Consider the following 15,830-nt stretch of genomic DNA (forward strand, 5'->3'; position numbering starts at 1 on the left):
TCTTCGCCAATTGGCTTAAGAGCTTACTCTGTATTTGATAGAGCCCAAGTTCGGCAACGTTAACAGCACTTAAGCTTAAGTCTAATAGGCTGCGATGAAAGAATAATAAAAGATTTTCGCGTAAAACGACAAAAACCGCGCAGCATCAAGGCTTCGCGGTTTTTGCAACCTGTTCAAAATATTTATTTTCCTACTTCGGAAAGTCCGCTGACAAGAGAATCATACAGCATAAGCAGCTCTTGGGATGGACGAATGCCCAGTTCCCGCTTTAGAAGTCTCACATAGTCGGTGTATTGTGCGGTTAACCCTTTCTTATCCCCGTCCAGTCCATGCTTCTTCATCAGCAGCTCGACCACCGATTCTTCAAGCGGATTACGGCCATGCAGCTTCAGAAGAAGCTTCGACGCCGCAGCCGTGTTCGACAGGGTGAGCAGCGTCTCTGCTGCATTTTTGACAAAAGAAGCATACCGCTCTGACAGCCGATCTGTCTCATGAATTGCCCATACGTAAGCTTTGCTGCCGAACAAATCACCCGTATAGAGCCTTTCAACGATAAGTGCTTCTTCCACGTTGCCCGCGTCGATACTTCCCAGATTTTCCGTTTGACGCTCAAATTCAACGTAGTCAATAACTGCATCGTCCAGTTCCAGCGCATAACCGTCATTCTCAGAACGAATAGCTTCCCGGAGCCCTATTGGCTCCAATGATTTACGCAGCTGGTACACGGTTGTATTTAAATATTTTTCGGCATTCACGCTCGCCATACCCGCGAATATATCTGCAACCAGGCGGGAGCGCGAAATTCGTCTACCCCGATTCAGCAGTAAATAGGCGAAGAGTTCAGCACTCTTGCTGGAAATCCACTTTACGCGTCCTGATTCATTACGCACAAAAAAGTCGCCCAGCGTGGCAACGCTGACACGGCTCATACCCCGAATCGCAGTATCTGCTTGCTGAAGCGGTTGAACGATTTTTCTGCTCTCCAGTGCCCGGTTAATCGTCCGCTCCAGCCGCTCCTGAGTCACCGGCTTCACCAAATAATCAAGCACGGACAACTCAAAAGCTTCTAGCGCATAATCCTTATGCGAGGTGACAAACACGATTTGTGTCTTACAGCCTGCTTCGTCCAGCCTTGCGGCGAATGTAAGTCCACTATCACCGGGCATGGAGATATCCACAAACGCCAGCTCGACGTCGGGATTTTCACTCAGAAATGCAGCCGCAGCATCCGTATTTACAAACGTTCCCATCACCTGAAGCTCAGCATATTTCACGAGCATCTTCCGCATGATCAAATGCATGACGGGCTCATCGTCAATCAATATGACTTTCATCAGCTATCACCGCCGTTCCTTCCCTTTCAATCGTTCCGCCGCGACTCGATGAGCCGGACAACGTAAAAAAGAATGTTGTACCTACGCCAGGCAAGCTATCGAATCTAAGACTGCCGCCATGCATGCGAAGAAATTCTCGGGTTAATACGAGACCAAACCTCATCTCTCCACCATCTTCTCGACTAGCAAATCCAGGCTCCTTGAAAAACAGCTCATCATGATGCAGCAGCTGCGCTGTCTCTTCGTCAATCCCACTCCCATTATCACGTACAGTCACCGTCACCTGATCCCGTTCGATAGATGCGTTTATCTCAATTTTCCCGCCGATGTCCGTGTACTTAATCGCATTTGAAAGCAAATTTCGGAAAATGAGATCGAGCATTTCTTTATCCGCTTTCACTGTCAGCCTCTCGTCGATATGCTCTGAGATACTAATGCTCTTCATGCCGGCTCTTGTGCCGGCTAGTGAAATCGCTTGGCGAACGACCTGCTGCAAATTCCACGTGAGCGGACGAAACGCTACTTCCCCATTTTGACTGCGATACCAATCGAGCAGATTATCGACGAGATGATAGGTACCGCGAACTTGCCTCCTAATCTCTTGAAATACTTCAGCATTCGCGATGTCGGTGTCGCTCGGCTCATCGCCCAGCAGCTCAGTCAAGCTAACAAGAAGCGCGATCGGATCACGGATATCGTGAGCCATTACGGTAAACAGCTTGTCCTTGAAGGCATTCAGCCGAGACAGCCGTTCAGACTTCTCACGCAGTCTCTCCTCGTTCTCCTTCAGCTCCGTAATATCGCTGAGCATCAACATTTTCCCGATAGGCGTCACACCTGTATCATAAATATAAGACAAGCTGCAAATATAATACCTTTGCCGATCGCCTTGCAAGCGCTGAAGCGAAAACCGATCATCTCGGAATTCCGTTGCGGCAATTCGCTCGAGCAGCTCAGGGCAGTCTGGCAGCAAGTCCTTGATGAAAGCAGGAAAACTTTTTGCCGAGCCAAGCTCAGGAAATACCTCTTCTGCTGCGCGATTGTGGTTCACAATTTGATCCTCATAATCGAGCAGGACAACACCGTCGCGGATCGTATCGAACATTTTGGCATATGCAAGCGGTGTTAAACGAAGCAGCCTAAACCGGAAAATGCCCCAAGCATAAACAACGCCCGATACAGCGAAACCAAGCGGCGTGAAATCGATGACTTTGCTGAACATGTAGGCGATATTAAACAGCATAGGAGCGGCCGCGCCCAAAATAAGGACGACAATCTGTGTCCGCACAATAGGCAATGCCCGCAAATACATGGGAATAAACAACAAAATGCCGAGTAGCAGAATCGTATAATTGTAAATTGCGTGTACGGAATACCATGGGCCCTTCACCGTATTGTACAAGGGAACCGTCTTAATCGTGTTCAAGACGTATTCTTTGTAAATAAGATGATGCCAATCGTTAGTGAGATGAAGGAGGAAAGTCGCAGTCGGGACGAGAAACAGCAAGACCGCAAGCCGCTTCCGGTAGCGTGGCGCAAGTCCTGTAAACTGGATAACGAGCAGCAGCCAAAATGCAGAGACAAAGGGGATGCCGATGTACTCGACCTGAAGAGAAAACTTCACACCGCTTAAGCTGTCGCTAAAAATTTCAAAGGTGTAGCCTAAAGCGTAAAAGGACGCCGCTGTCATCATGTAAATCATGGTCCTCGCCATCTGCAAATGACGTTTCCGGTAGGAGAGGAACGCCACGAACAGCATTACAGCGGTCGCAAAGCATAGCAATATTGACATCCATTGTCTTGTGTCCATGACGATGCCTCCCTTTTTTTCGATTCGTCTATCATTCGACAAATTTCCTCAAATTCCTTGTGAAGCCTAAAGCCAACCCTCTTCAAGCTCACGACAGCAAAATAGGCTGCCCGATACATTCTCGGACAACCTTTTTTCAACTGGAATCAGCCTTTCGTTTCATCCCATCTTCTTTATGGCATGCTCCTGCTTCAGCCGCTGCTGCTGCACCTCGTCCAAATAAAGCGTAAACTTGGAATCCCCGCTGTAAGAGATGTGCAGCCAATCCAATGCGCGTGTCATCGCAATATAAAACAGCGATACTTCCCGCTCCTCCACTTCTTCCAATGAGAAAGGCATGTTCTCGGCATTTACGATGAAGACCGCTCGGAAATCGAGCCCCTTCACACTGTCAATGTCCGATACATTAATCGCATCGCCGACTATGTCTGATTCCTGGTTCAAATCGGCATTTTCTGAGATCCAATAAACGGGAAAGCCTTGCCCCTTAAGCGCCCTCTTGATCATATCCGTGAAGGAGGAGTAGTAATTGTCCTTTACTCGGTATAAGATGACCATCTCTGAATAAGCAATCTTATGATGGTCATGCAAGGATCGCATTTGTTCAATGACAGCCTTCATCTCTTCCTGAAAGCTCCCGCGACGCTCCAATATTGGCTCAGGCCCGCTTCTCCGTGTACTCTGAGGAGGTATGATCTCTACCCCTTTCGACACCCCGTACTGAACCTTGTTCTGAAACAGAGAATGCCGTTGATAGAAATCCCAAGCAAACTGCGCGATTTGAGCCGTGTTGCGATAATTAACGGAGAGAATGCGCGAACGTCCGCGAAAATCAAGCCCCGTGTCCTGCAGCAAGCTCGATTTCCGTTTAAAGAACGATTGTGCCCGGTCCTCGACCAGCAGCAAATTTTGTGTCGCTGGATTAAGCAAATAACTTAGAAGCTTAAGCCATTCTGGCTGAAAATCCTGACCCTCATCAATAAGGATTGCTTCATAGGTAGGTAAAATAGCTTCCTTCTTCTCCAGCTTGCCAATAAGCTTAGCAACATCCGTATCTCTCACGTTCAGCACTGCTCGCAGCCACTCATGAAAATTATAGACCTCGACGTTTTGGTCGCGAGGCTTGCCTTCCTTTTGCTCCGCTAGTCTAATCCAATCAAGTAAATCCTCCGGCTCCTCCATCTTCCGGTCAATCATTTGCCGAAGACTTCGGGACAAGGCGATACTGCTGCAGAGGACAAGAATCTTCCAGTCTGGATGATGATTGGCCAAATGTTTGGCTCGGCTTGCGAGGACAAGCGTCTTTCCGCTCCCCGCTACGCCGCGGATAAGCCGATGGCGATCCCCAAGCTGCTCTGCCATATTTTCCTGATGCAGATCCATACCCTTAATATTGTGATGCGACAGCACGAACTGCTCCTGTTGCTTCTGATTTGTAGGCTGGAGAAATTCCGCGCTGATCCGCGCCTCAGGTATGAGGTGATTACGAATCTGCCTGATCTCCTCTTGCGATAAAATGTAACTGCTGCGCTTGCGTGCCGCAAACATGCCATGGATCTTCTCAATGAGGGAATCGGCTGTAAATCCAGCATCCTCAGGGTCGATCTCGTCGCGGCAAAGCACAAATTGCTCTGCAATGACATCGTACAAACCATTTTCTATAAAATCCTTCTGCTTCAGCCGTGTAAAAGCCGTTCCGAAGCCGTTCGGAAATTTGAGCTGTCCTTGAAATTTGCCTTTCTGTTCAATGAGGTTGTCATCATTTCTTAGCTCGCCCGCTACATGCCGCAAGCTCTCCCTTGCTTCTTGATAAGGGTTCATCACAGCTTCGATCTGTCCTCCAGATGCATGCAAACGCCACTCGTCACGATCAACCTCGAATAGAGCAGACCTCGTATAGTCCTTCACTTCAAGAACGACCAATCCCAGATCTGGGCCTATGATTACGAAGCCAGGGCGATTCCCCCCAATTTCCGGTTCAAAATAAACCGCATAATCGCTCGGCAGATAATCCTTCAGCGTACGAAACAATAACCGCTCCCCAGCAGTCGCACTCGTCCGGATAACCTCTGGGACCATATAAGCCATTCTCTTTCACCTCGAATTCGTTTTTTTCTGTTGTTTTTAGTATAAACCATCTTTGAGCGTTTGGCAGGAGAAAATGGGGAGAAGATTGTTATGACAAATGGAAGATTTTCATGGTACGATATTCCTAATAAGTAAACGAATGATCAAATCCAACCATTTGCGTTCGTTTTTGATAGGGGAGAAACGATGTATAGAAATCCATCTGTATTTTTTTTGGCAGTGTTTTTGCTTGTCGGTATTATTGGTTTGTTTGCGCGTCATGAAACCATCATGCTAATTGGATTTTCAGGTTTTATATTATTCACACTTACTGCCGCTAATCGGAAAAGTAAAAATTATTATCAATTATCGATAAATCTTGAAAAACAAATTAAAAATATGGTGCCAGGCATAAAAGATTTTAAGCTTTCACAAGAATTTATGTCGGATGATAAAGAAAGCTACATTGCATTAGATGAAACAAATAAAAAAATATGTATCATTTATAATCAGGAGACTAATACGGAGCCTTTATTAAGCAAGAATGAATACAATTACAAATGCGAGATTTTTCTCTATAAAGATATTTTACAATCAACCATTCTTCATGACAGTGTTACAGTAACCTCTTCCTCACGAACGGACATCATTGGCAGAGCTTTGCTTGGCAGATCTATTGCTGGAGATACTGGAGCTATTATTGGTGGCCTAAGCGCTTCAAGAACCACTCTTGATCTAATCAAGAAAGTTCAACTTCTTATCGTTGTTAATAATATGTCAAAACCATTCCATCGCATTACGTTTGAGAATTTCCCAAAGGGCATTACTAAAGACAATATTATGTTCAGATCCGTTGATAATGAAATTACGCATTGGCATACTATGTTAAGTTTTTTAATTAAGCAAGTGGATGAAAATGAAAAGCCGACTAGCGCTAATCAAATTTCAGTTGCAGATGAATTATTAAAACTTTCCTCCTTGTTGCGAGATAATCTTATAACGGAAGATGAATTTAAGCAGCAGAAAATAAGGCTATTAGGATAGCAGCATGTTTAATCGTTGCTACTATTAGCACGGAAAATCCCCCTGAATTGTTCAGAATACGGGGGATTTTCTTTTTAGCTAGCTCTCCTCCACCTCCATAAGATATATCCGTTCCTTAAAGCTTCCGCGCTTTTCTGCTTTCTCCGCACGAATTTGCTCCAGCTTCCCAATCGTTACGTCGTGGAATTCAGCAAGCGCATGAAGCAGCTCCATAATATCCGCTAGCTCCTCTATTGATTCCGTTTTAGAATCTGCTTCAAGGTATTCATTCGTCTCTTCTACCAGCTTCGTACGCAGCTCTTTCAGATACTCTTCGTTCTCAAGTATTCTCGTAGTGAACGTTTTGCCTTGCTGCTTTATGATTTCTGGAATCCGATCGCGGACTAATTTATTATAAATGGGCATAGCTTGCCTCCTTGTCATATTGACTTTCTTAGCCTGCTTGGCTCTAAAGCTTCCTAAAATAATTATACAAGAAAAAACGGCGACCATAATCGGTCGCCGTTCTTCTTTTTGAGCGAACAACATCATTTAAAAGCTTTCCGTTTAAACAAAAGGTACATAAAGAACGGAGCGCCTATACCTGCGGTAAAGACGCCGGCTGGTATATCAAGCGGTTGGAAAAGCGTTCGCCCCGCCAGATCAGCCAATAGCAATATCATCGCACCCAGAATAGCGGATACTGGAATTACTAGCTTATAAGAATGGCCGATAAGCTTTCTAGCCATATGTGGCGCCAATAATCCTAAAAAGGAAATAGTTCCAGCAATTCCGACCGCTGCCCCTGCAAGCGCTACGCTATAGAACAGCAGGATCATGCGGCTTAATTGAAGTTGGCTGCCTAATCCGATGGCCGTTGCTTCACCTAAGGATTGTACGTTCAGCTCTTTTGCATAGAGAATGGATAATGGAATGAAGATGGCGACCCAAGGCCACAACACCTCAATATACTTCCAACTCGTCCCGTAGATGCTTCCGGTCATCCAGTTTAGCACTTGCGCAGCCAAATAGGCCGGTCCGCTAATAAGCAGAAATATCGTAAGTGCCCCCATTGCAGTCGATATGCCAATACCAATAAGTACGAGCCTGAACGGTGAAACCCCATTTTTCCAAGCTAGCGCATAGTTTAGAGCAGCAATAACGAAGGCCCCCGCGACAGCTATGAAAGGAATCCAGTGAACACTGTATCCTGTGTATAGCGTCATAAAAGCTACAACCGCAACTGACGCCCCTCCGGTAACACCCAGCAAATCTGGTGATGCAAGCGGATTCCGTATCACGCCTTGAAGCACAGCACCTGCAACCGCTAAGGCAGCGCCGACTAAAACGGCTGCCACAATTCGCGGCATACGGAACTGCATAATAATTAAGTCGCTGCCCTCTTTATTTTTACCCAGCAGTGAAAGGATGATTTCCTTAACAGGAATGCTTACGCCGCCTATGGATAAACAAAGAATAGACAAAGCAATCAGTACGATGCTTAATATTGCGAGTATTAAGATAGATTTCCCTATTCCTTTATGCATGTTTACTCCTTCTCGCCACATAAATCAAGAAAGGAACACCAATAAGCGCAGTAGCGACACCTACAGGCACCTCCTTGGGCATAAGGATAAACCGTGAAGCAATATCAGCGAATACGAGGAGGATTGCTCCTACCAGCCCACAATAGGGCAATAGCCAGCGATAATCATTTCCAAATATATATCTGCAAAGATGAGGCACAATTAATCCAATGAACGCAATTGGTCCCGCCATCGCAACTGAGCTTCCTGCTAGTAGTACAACAGCAAGGACAGATACAACCCGTATAAGCATCATTCGCTGGCCAAGGCCTTTGGCACTATCATCACCCAAAGCCATGACGTTTAAAGAGCCTGCCAATAGCAGCGCTAAGACCCATCCTAGAAGCATATAAGGAAATACGATAGTTAGATGAGATAATTGTCTCCCAGATACAGAACCGACCATCCAAAACAATGCAGAATCAAGAGATTCTTTATTTATCAGCATAATGCCTGAGGATAGAGAGGAAGCAAATGCAGCTACAGAAGCCCCGGCCAACGTAAGCTTAATTGGCTCAAATCCGCTTCTACCCTGCATTCCCAGTGTAAAAACAAGCAAAGAAGTAGTGGCTGCGCCTGCTAAAGCAATCCAAACCATTCCATTCATGGTTAGTGACGAGCCCAGCATAGCCAAGCTGACAACAATAAATAGAACAGCGCCTGAATTGATGCCAAATATAGATGGAGAAGCTAACGGATTTTTGGTTAACACTTGCATGATTGCACCCGCAATAGCAAGACTCGCCCCTACTGCTGCCGCAATTAATGCTCGAGGAACTCGCGTATTTCTAATAATTAAATGTGCATCCGAACCATCAAATTGCGTATAGGCACGCCATAAATCTTTTAATTCGAATAGATGGATGCCATATAGGATACTAACGAGCATACCGATGAGCAGCAACACGGCGCCTGCCCCCAGGCTCACTAGCTTTCTTTTGCGGCTATGGAGCCTTAATGCCATGTTAACTTCACCCTTTCATCAAAAATAAGCTGACGTCTGATAGTTACGACGTCAGCTTGCTGACTAACAATGCTAAGCTACTTTACATCAAAATAGGCAACAATCTCATCGAGCAATAAATTTGCAGCCTTGTAGCCTCCAGCAGAATTCCAAATCGCTTCATCTACTTTTATTACCTTGTTGTTTTGCACGACATTTAGTTTTTTGAATAACGGATCGTTCATCCACTCCTCTACCACCTTGGATGCATCTGTCTTCCCTGCTGCCTCCGTGACGAAGTAGAATAATACATCCCCATCCATGCTTGGAATCGTTTCTTTGGACATCACTTCAATAAATGAATCCTTATCCTGTGACTCAGGCCGTGCAAATCCTAAATCATTTAAGAGTACGCCCGAGAAGGTTTGCTTCTGATAGATTCGTACCTGAGAAGCGGAGAAGCGAGCAACCGAAATTTTCGTATCCGCTTTGCTGCCTAGCTTCGCTTTCACTTCAGCAACACGCTTGTCGAAATCAGCCATCGCTTTTTCGCCCTCTTCCGTCTTATCCACGGCTTCCATATAAAGCTTAAAGTTGATTTTCCAATCTCCAACCAAGTCCTCTGCGAATACGGTCGGCGCGATTTGGCTTAGCTGATCATATATTTTTTCCTGTCTCACCTTGTTCCCGATTATTAGATCTGGCTTCAGGCTCGCGATCATTTCAATATTCGGCTGAAGTTCATCGCCTACAACGGTAACGTCCTGCATCTCATCTTTGATATGATCGTACCAAGGGTCGCCAATCCAAGATTGCACCGCGCCGATCGGTTTAATGCCAACGGCAAGAAGCGCTTCCGTTCCTTCGTTCGTAAGTATAACAACACGCTCAGGCGCGCCAGTTATCGTTGCTTCCCCCATCGCATGTTTTACTACGCGGGTAACATTTGCTGGTGTGGAGTCGGTTGCAGCTGCTTCAGACACATTAGTAGTTGGTGCAGACGACCCTCCGTTTGTTGAACTCGTATTTGACGTACCCGCAGAGCAGGCGCTGAGAAATAAAACAAAGCAAAGCAATAATGATGCAGCCATTGGTGTTCTTGATCCTCTATACATTTTGAATATTCCCACTTTCTTGTATTGATAATGATTTTCATAACCATTACCACTATAACGCCTGATTCTGCGTGGGACAATTGTATATCTTGAACGATCCACAGGATTATTTTGAACCTTTGCTTTAAATTGACCAAGCGACATGCCTACATGTTTTTTGAACATGCGATTGAAATAACTGTCATCTGAGAAACCTACGCTCTCGGCTATTTCTTGCAGCGTTGCATCTGTATTTTGCAATAGTTCCTTCGCTCTGTCGATTCGAACTGCAATCAAATACTCAATGGGACTTTTACCTGTCGCATGCTTGAATTTCCTTGATAAGTAACTGACGCTGCAATCCAGCAGCTCTGCAAGCTCATCCAATGTTACTCGGTCTGAAGAGTGCTCATGAATATAACGAACCACTTGTGACACGAGGTCCACCTTTTGGGTCTTCACGTTTTGACTGCTCATTTGACTTAAAAGCTCATAGGCAAATTGATAGAATAGCATTTTTATATGTAATTTCTCCAACAGTTCTGGCTCACGCCATTCCTTGCTCATTAGCTCAACACTATGATATAAAGGGATCGGATACTGAGGTACAAAGCTATATTGCAGTTGGAATGGGTTATCTGTCTCCATTAGCTTCATTAAAGGTTGGCGAGAAGGCAAAGCGAGAATAGCTTTATAAAAAATCATATAATATTCAAAAGCATCATGAGCGGTAATATCCAGGCACATCCCTTTGCCGCCATGCAAAACATGAAATCGATTCACCATGTGCATCGTTCCATCCGACCACATCTGCGCACAGCCGCGAATCGCATAAAAAAAAGCGCTGGTGGGCAAGCGATACGATCGCAGCTCCTCGCCTGGTTCCATGACCGTATGCCGTATATCCATCACTTTGATCGAAGCATGATTCCATAACATTAGGTGATCACTCATTTTCATCGTGTCGGATCACTCCCTTCTCCCTGTGAAAGCATTACATATAAACATTCATTATCATTATAAATGATAACGATTATCATTTGCAATGTCTGACAGCGTAAATCATGACATTATTTTTAGCAAAGAATCTACTATTGGCTCCGATTTGCGTTTATTTTACTTTTCGCCGTATATGCTGCATCAATGGCATAACATTTCTACATATCCAGCAGACCATACGTATCGCGCAGTACTCTAGCAAATTTTGTTCCAATATGTATTTTCTTCATATATACTATTCTTCTTAAGCTATTGCGGGCAGGAAGAGAAACGGAGAGGAAAAAGTATCATGTCTAAGAAAAGTATCGTTAATCCATTCACTCTGCTCTCACGTCAATTTCAATCCGATCGAACGGAATATAGCAAAATATTTTATTTATTCGGTTATCTGTTTTTCATCGTCGCTGCTTCTACTATCAGTCGAACAGCTGCAGATACTTTATTTCTCAGCAGATACGACGCATCCGTCTTATCGTATATGTATTTGCCCCAAGCAGCCACCCTTCTCTTAACCGGATTTATATACCAAAAGCTATGCGAACGCTTCCGCACCGATCAACTCGTTGTTAGAGTTATAATCATTGCTTCTATGCTCGCACTTCTTTCGCGACTTGCTGTCGGGATTGGCTTTAGCTGGATTTTCCCCGTCATCTACGTCGGATATGATGTACTAAACTTTTTGATGATCGTCTGCTTCTGGCAGTTTGCGACCTCCAGTATGGATCAGCGCAAAGCGAAACGCATGATTGGTTTTGTAGGAAGCGGTGGACTTGTTGGCGGTATTTTGAGCGGCTTTGGTCTAAAGCTGCTGGTACAGCCGTTAGGAACCGAAAATTTAATCTTCATCTATGCTGCTGCACAGCTGCTTTGCCTGCTATTTGTCCTTAAGCTTCTGCGAGGAGTGCCAAATCCTGCCGAGTTTTTCGCGATTAAAACTACTATTAAAAAATTATCTAAAGCACAAACGCGAGCCGTTGAAGAGAAACAAGGCTTATTCCAAAGCGTACCTCATCTTAAATATGTGGCGATCATGGCCGGTACGCTCACAATCTCGCTTACGCTTATTGATTATCAATTCAAAGTTATTCTTCGCGGCACCTTGCAAAATGAAGAGCTCGCCAGCTTTATGGGCAGCTTTTATGGATTTGCGGGATTGCTCGCGCTAGTTGTTCAATTATTCATTTCCGGCAAAATGATAACCCGCTACGGTGTCATGACTGCCATTCTTGTTTTTCCGATCGTCTTGTTTACAGGAAGCTTCGCTCTCCTCTTCATGCCTGTGCTTGCTATTGCAACTGCAGTTAAAGCAAGCGATAAGGTGCTTGGCGATACGATATACTCCTCCGTAAGTCAGCTCATTATGTTTCCCGTTGCTCCCGAATGGCGCGGCAGAGCCAAAGGTTTCCTCGATGGCATCGTACGAAATGGTGCCAAAGGAATCGCGGCAATCAGTCTTATTGTGCTTTCGCAATGGTTCGCGATTGAGCAATTCAGTTATTTTATTCTTGCGTTGATTGGCTGCTGTATAGTTGCGGCGATAAAAATTAAGAAAAACTATTTAAGCAYGCTTTTATCAACTCTGCAATCGAAAAGCATGGACCTGCAAGATGAGCCGGATTTCGTAGATCCTGCGAGCATTCAAATTTTAGCGTCAGCGCTGCATAGGCACGACAAGCAGCAGGCTTTATATGCTTTTGCGATTCTTAGCGGCATTCAAGAGTTTGATATGAATGAGCAGATCACGCCTCTACTGCAGCATCCCGTTCAGGAGCTGCAGATCGAAGCGTTAAAATACCTTCAATTAAACACGCCTGCCCTTGGTGAAAAGAAGCTTGAAGCCCATCTTTCTTCATCATCAGTTACCATTCGCGCCCATGCCATCCTTGCCTTATCTGCCTATGCGCTGGAAGAGCAATTAGATCGCATTACTGCCTATCTGCATGATGAGGATGTTCATATACGAGCAGCAGCCATCGTCGGATTAATTAAATATTATGGCATAGAAGGCATGTTCCAAGCCGTCGGCGTATTAAAGGAGCTGCTCAAAAATGGACAGGAAGAAGAGCGTATTGCCATGGCAGGCCTGTTCGGACAAATTGGCATTGCCAGCTTTTACAAACCGTTGATTCCGATGTTCGAGGACTCCTCCCATCTCGTTCGTATACGGGCATTGGAGTCTGCTTCCACATTGCGAGTACCCGAGCTGGTTCAGTTCATTATTCCGCTTCTTGATGATAGCAAGGTCAGGCTTCAAGCTACTGCTGCATTAACAAGTTATGATGAGGCCATTATCATTCCTATACTTGAAAGCCGCATGACTGCGAAAGAGCTTAACCTTCATTTGCCACGCGTATTAGAGGAAATTGGAACACAAGCTGCACTTGATGCCTTATTGAGGCATTATCTGCTCTTTTCCAGCGAGCTTAGGGAGAAAACACTTGAGTCTGCAACTCGGATTCATGCTGGAACCAATCAAGTTGACAAAAAACATGCTGAGCATTTGATCGATCAGGAGATTTCCTATTATTTTAAATGGGTGGAGCAACTTGCACTTATCGGTAATACAGATCGTATGAGTGATCTAGCTGAGGCGATTGAACAGATGCGGGTTCGTCATGTAAAAAGGATTTTTCAGCTGCTGTCCTTTCTTTATGACTCAAGGTCCATTCACGCTGTGTATGCCAATTGGCAGGATGGCAACGCTAGGCAGCAGGCTAATGCCATTGAAGTAATTGACCAGCTGCTTAAAGGGAAATTGCGGACTGACATGACAAAAATCATTTCATCGTCTCCCACTCCCGGAGAAGAAGCTCCCTCTGAATTGCATGTTAAAGAAGCAATACAGTGGTTTTATGATCAAAACGATCCCTGGATTAATCTAAATATTGATTATTTAACACAATCAGACGATAAGCTTGAGCAGGATTCACTTATGAAACAAATTCATTTGCTCAAACGTGTAGCGTTGTTCGCTGGTTTAACAGGTCGTGATTTCTTCAACATCGCGATGCGCCTGCAAAAGGTATGGATAAGAAAAGGAGTCGAAATTGTTCGCGAAGGAGATCCTGGTGACTCTCTCTATCTTATTGAACAAGGCCATACAGGCATTTATATCCATGGCCACAAAATTAATGAGCTCAGCGCTTACGATTATTTTGGCGAGATAAGCGTCATCACACAAAGAGTTCGCTCTGCAACCGTTATAGCGGAAGAGGATGTCGTCCTATACGAGCTGACTTCGAGTGCATTTTACGAAATGATTTTTGATCGAACCGAAATTGCTATGGAGCTGATGAAGCAGTTGTCGCTGCGATTGCGCAACACCAATGAGAAGGTTTCAAGAGCCGTTCTGGATGCTGCTATAGAAGAAGCCGTTGTCGAGGATCATGCTCTTGCGTCAATTGAAGCTGAAGACCGAAACGAGACGATTATTAGGCGTATTCTAGTCCTGCAGAAGATTAGCCTTTTTGCCCACTGCTCACAAGAAGATTTTATAAAGCTTGCTCGAATGGTGGAAGAATCCGTGTATGAGCCCGGTGAGAGAATTTGTGGCATTGGTGAGGATGGTGACACCATGTACGGAATTATTGAGGGGAAAGTGCAAGTGCACAAAGGATCTGAGCAGCTTGCAACACTCGAGGTCGGGCAATGCTTTGGTGAGATGGCCATCATCGACGGACAGCCGCGTTCCGCCGATTGTACAGCCATTAGCCGCACCATCTTGCTGGAGCTGACTAGAGAGCAGGTATTTGCTTTTTGCTTCCAAAAAATTCATGTTTTAAAAGGCTTAATGCGCGTGTTGGTTGAGAGAACGCAGGATACAGAGCGGTTGGTCTGAGTTTATTTTCCAAAAAAACGATAAGAATACTAGACCAAAGTCGAGCACGCTATCCAGTCTTTGGATCAATGCTTAAGTAGAATGATCCCTCTATACTGAAGGAAGTGTTGGTATGAGAGGGGTTTAAACATGCAAAAACAAAGTGCCTTAAAAGCTTGGGCCATGCTTCTAATGTCGCTTCCGAAAGGAATCATAGCATTTGTAATAGCTGTTACAGGTTTATCAGTAAGCTTGCCGCTGATCATCTTGTGGGTTGGGTTGCCCATGTTGTGGGCGACACTTGCAGCGTGTCGCTGGATGATGGTCAAGGAACAGCAATCTACTCTAGCTTGGTATCGAGGTAATTCCCAATCGCATCATCGGGTCGATGATCAACTATCCCTTCGCTGGGAAGGCTCTCGGTCATTGTTTCGTCTTCTTGGAAAGGGTCAAACCTACCAAGGTATTCTGTACAGCCTATTGCAGCTTCCGATTGGTATTACCGGGTTTACATTAGGGATTGTCCTGCCTGTTACCGCCTATGCAGTCATGCTTTCCCCATTTGCCTATAAGGTGAGTGCAGACTTCTTCAACTTCGATTTATTTCAGTCCACCTGGACCTTCTTTCCTTTTTACGCAGAGATTACTTCTGCTCAGCGCTCGTGGATAGCTGGCGGGATCGGCTTAGTGCTCGTATTTGTACAACCGATGTTATTGCGAGCGCTCGGACGTATGTATGCCGCATATATTCAGATGATTTCGAAGTCCATTTAGCCACTACGTTACAGCATATAAACAAACCCAGCACCTTATAAGTGTATTATCACGAAGGCAATTGCGGTGCTGGAACAGCTATTTTTTTAAGAATGCTGCATACTGCTGCATACTCGAAATAACGGACATGGATGCGGTTATTCTCAACAACCACAAGCTTAAAACGGTGCTGGGCACTTAGGCTTGCACCTAACGGACATAGGTTCCGTTATTTCCAATAATTACGTCTAATCTGGATTTTAACGGACATAGCGGGTTAACCCCCTAAATTTGGACACATGCGCACTCATTCTTATTCAATCGCATCATACTGCAATTTTTTGAGGCTTTAGTTTTTCAGAAAGTATCAACTGTAAATATTCGTAAGGTGACCAGTCCTGAAG

General features: G+C 45.0%; 10 protein-coding genes. 3 read left to right on the top strand and 7 right to left on the bottom strand.

The annotated features are described in order from the left end of the window. Window positions 1–182 precede the first annotated feature (182 nt). The 3 genes from AC1DSE_RS09040 to AC1DSE_RS09050 all read right to left on the bottom strand — a co-directional run bounded on the left by AC1DSE_RS09040 (window position 183) and on the right by AC1DSE_RS09050 (window position 5,232). Window positions 183–1,334, bottom strand: coding sequence for a response regulator (locus AC1DSE_RS09040; RefSeq protein WP_477512753.1), 1,152 nt, complete (start codon window positions 1,332–1,334; stop codon window positions 183–185). Continuing rightward, the gene (locus AC1DSE_RS09045; RefSeq protein ID WP_477512752.1) at window positions 1,315–3,144 is read right to left on the bottom strand and encodes a sensor histidine kinase; all 1,830 of its coding nucleotides are present in this window, start codon (window positions 3,142–3,144) and stop codon (window positions 1,315–1,317) included. Before AC1DSE_RS09045 ends, AC1DSE_RS09040 begins: the two co-directional genes overlap by 20 nt. A gap of 159 nt (window positions 3,145–3,303) precedes the next feature. Then, on the bottom strand, window positions 3,304–5,232 hold the full coding sequence (locus AC1DSE_RS09050; RefSeq protein ID WP_477512751.1) for a 3'-5' exonuclease: 1,929 nt from the start codon (window positions 5,230–5,232) through the stop codon (window positions 3,304–3,306). Window positions 5,233–5,418: 186 nt separating this feature from the next. Between AC1DSE_RS09050 and AC1DSE_RS09055 the strand changes: the two genes are divergently transcribed. Further along, window positions 5,419–6,255, top strand: coding sequence for an SHOCT domain-containing protein (locus tag AC1DSE_RS09055; protein WP_477512750.1), 837 nt, complete (start codon window positions 5,419–5,421; stop codon window positions 6,253–6,255). Window positions 6,256–6,333: 78 nt separating this feature from the next. Here the strand turns inward: AC1DSE_RS09055 and AC1DSE_RS09060 are convergent, their stop codons facing one another. The 4 genes from AC1DSE_RS09060 to AC1DSE_RS09075 all read right to left on the bottom strand — a co-directional run bounded on the left by AC1DSE_RS09060 (window position 6,334) and on the right by AC1DSE_RS09075 (window position 10,817). After that, window positions 6,334–6,660 (bottom strand): pyrophosphohydrolase domain-containing protein, encoded by a 327-nt coding sequence (locus tag AC1DSE_RS09060; RefSeq protein ID WP_477512749.1) that lies wholly within the window; start codon window positions 6,658–6,660, stop codon window positions 6,334–6,336. Between the two features lie 122 nt (window positions 6,661–6,782). Then, a complete protein-coding gene (locus tag AC1DSE_RS09065) occupies window positions 6,783–7,781 on the bottom strand; it encodes a FecCD family ABC transporter permease (RefSeq protein WP_477527605.1) in 999 nt (332 codons plus the stop codon). Beyond that, window positions 7,774–8,784: a FecCD family ABC transporter permease gene (locus AC1DSE_RS09070; protein ID WP_477512747.1), complete on the bottom strand. Its 1,011-nt coding sequence runs from the start codon at window positions 8,782–8,784 to the stop codon at window positions 7,774–7,776. The genes AC1DSE_RS09065 and AC1DSE_RS09070 overlap by 8 nt, the downstream gene beginning before the upstream one ends. Window positions 8,785–8,861: 77 nt before the next feature. Next, window positions 8,862–10,817, bottom strand: a complete 1,956-nt coding sequence (locus tag AC1DSE_RS09075; RefSeq protein WP_477527606.1) for an ABC transporter substrate-binding protein — start codon at window positions 10,815–10,817, stop codon at window positions 8,862–8,864. Between the two features lie 328 nt (window positions 10,818–11,145). On the opposite strand from AC1DSE_RS09075, the gene AC1DSE_RS09080 reads away from it, so the two are divergent. Beyond that, complete coding sequence (locus tag AC1DSE_RS09080) at window positions 11,146–14,694, top strand: Npt1/Npt2 family nucleotide transporter (protein WP_477527607.1); 3,549 nt, start codon at window positions 11,146–11,148, stop codon at window positions 14,692–14,694. A 129-nt stretch (window positions 14,695–14,823) separates the two neighbouring features. Beyond that, the gene (locus AC1DSE_RS09085; RefSeq protein WP_441884212.1) at window positions 14,824–15,447 is read left to right on the top strand and encodes a sensor domain-containing protein; all 624 of its coding nucleotides are present in this window, start codon (window positions 14,824–14,826) and stop codon (window positions 15,445–15,447) included. Window positions 15,448–15,830 lie beyond the last annotated feature (383 nt).

The sequence above is a fragment of the Paenibacillus sp. 01L418 genome (assembly GCF_056400045.1).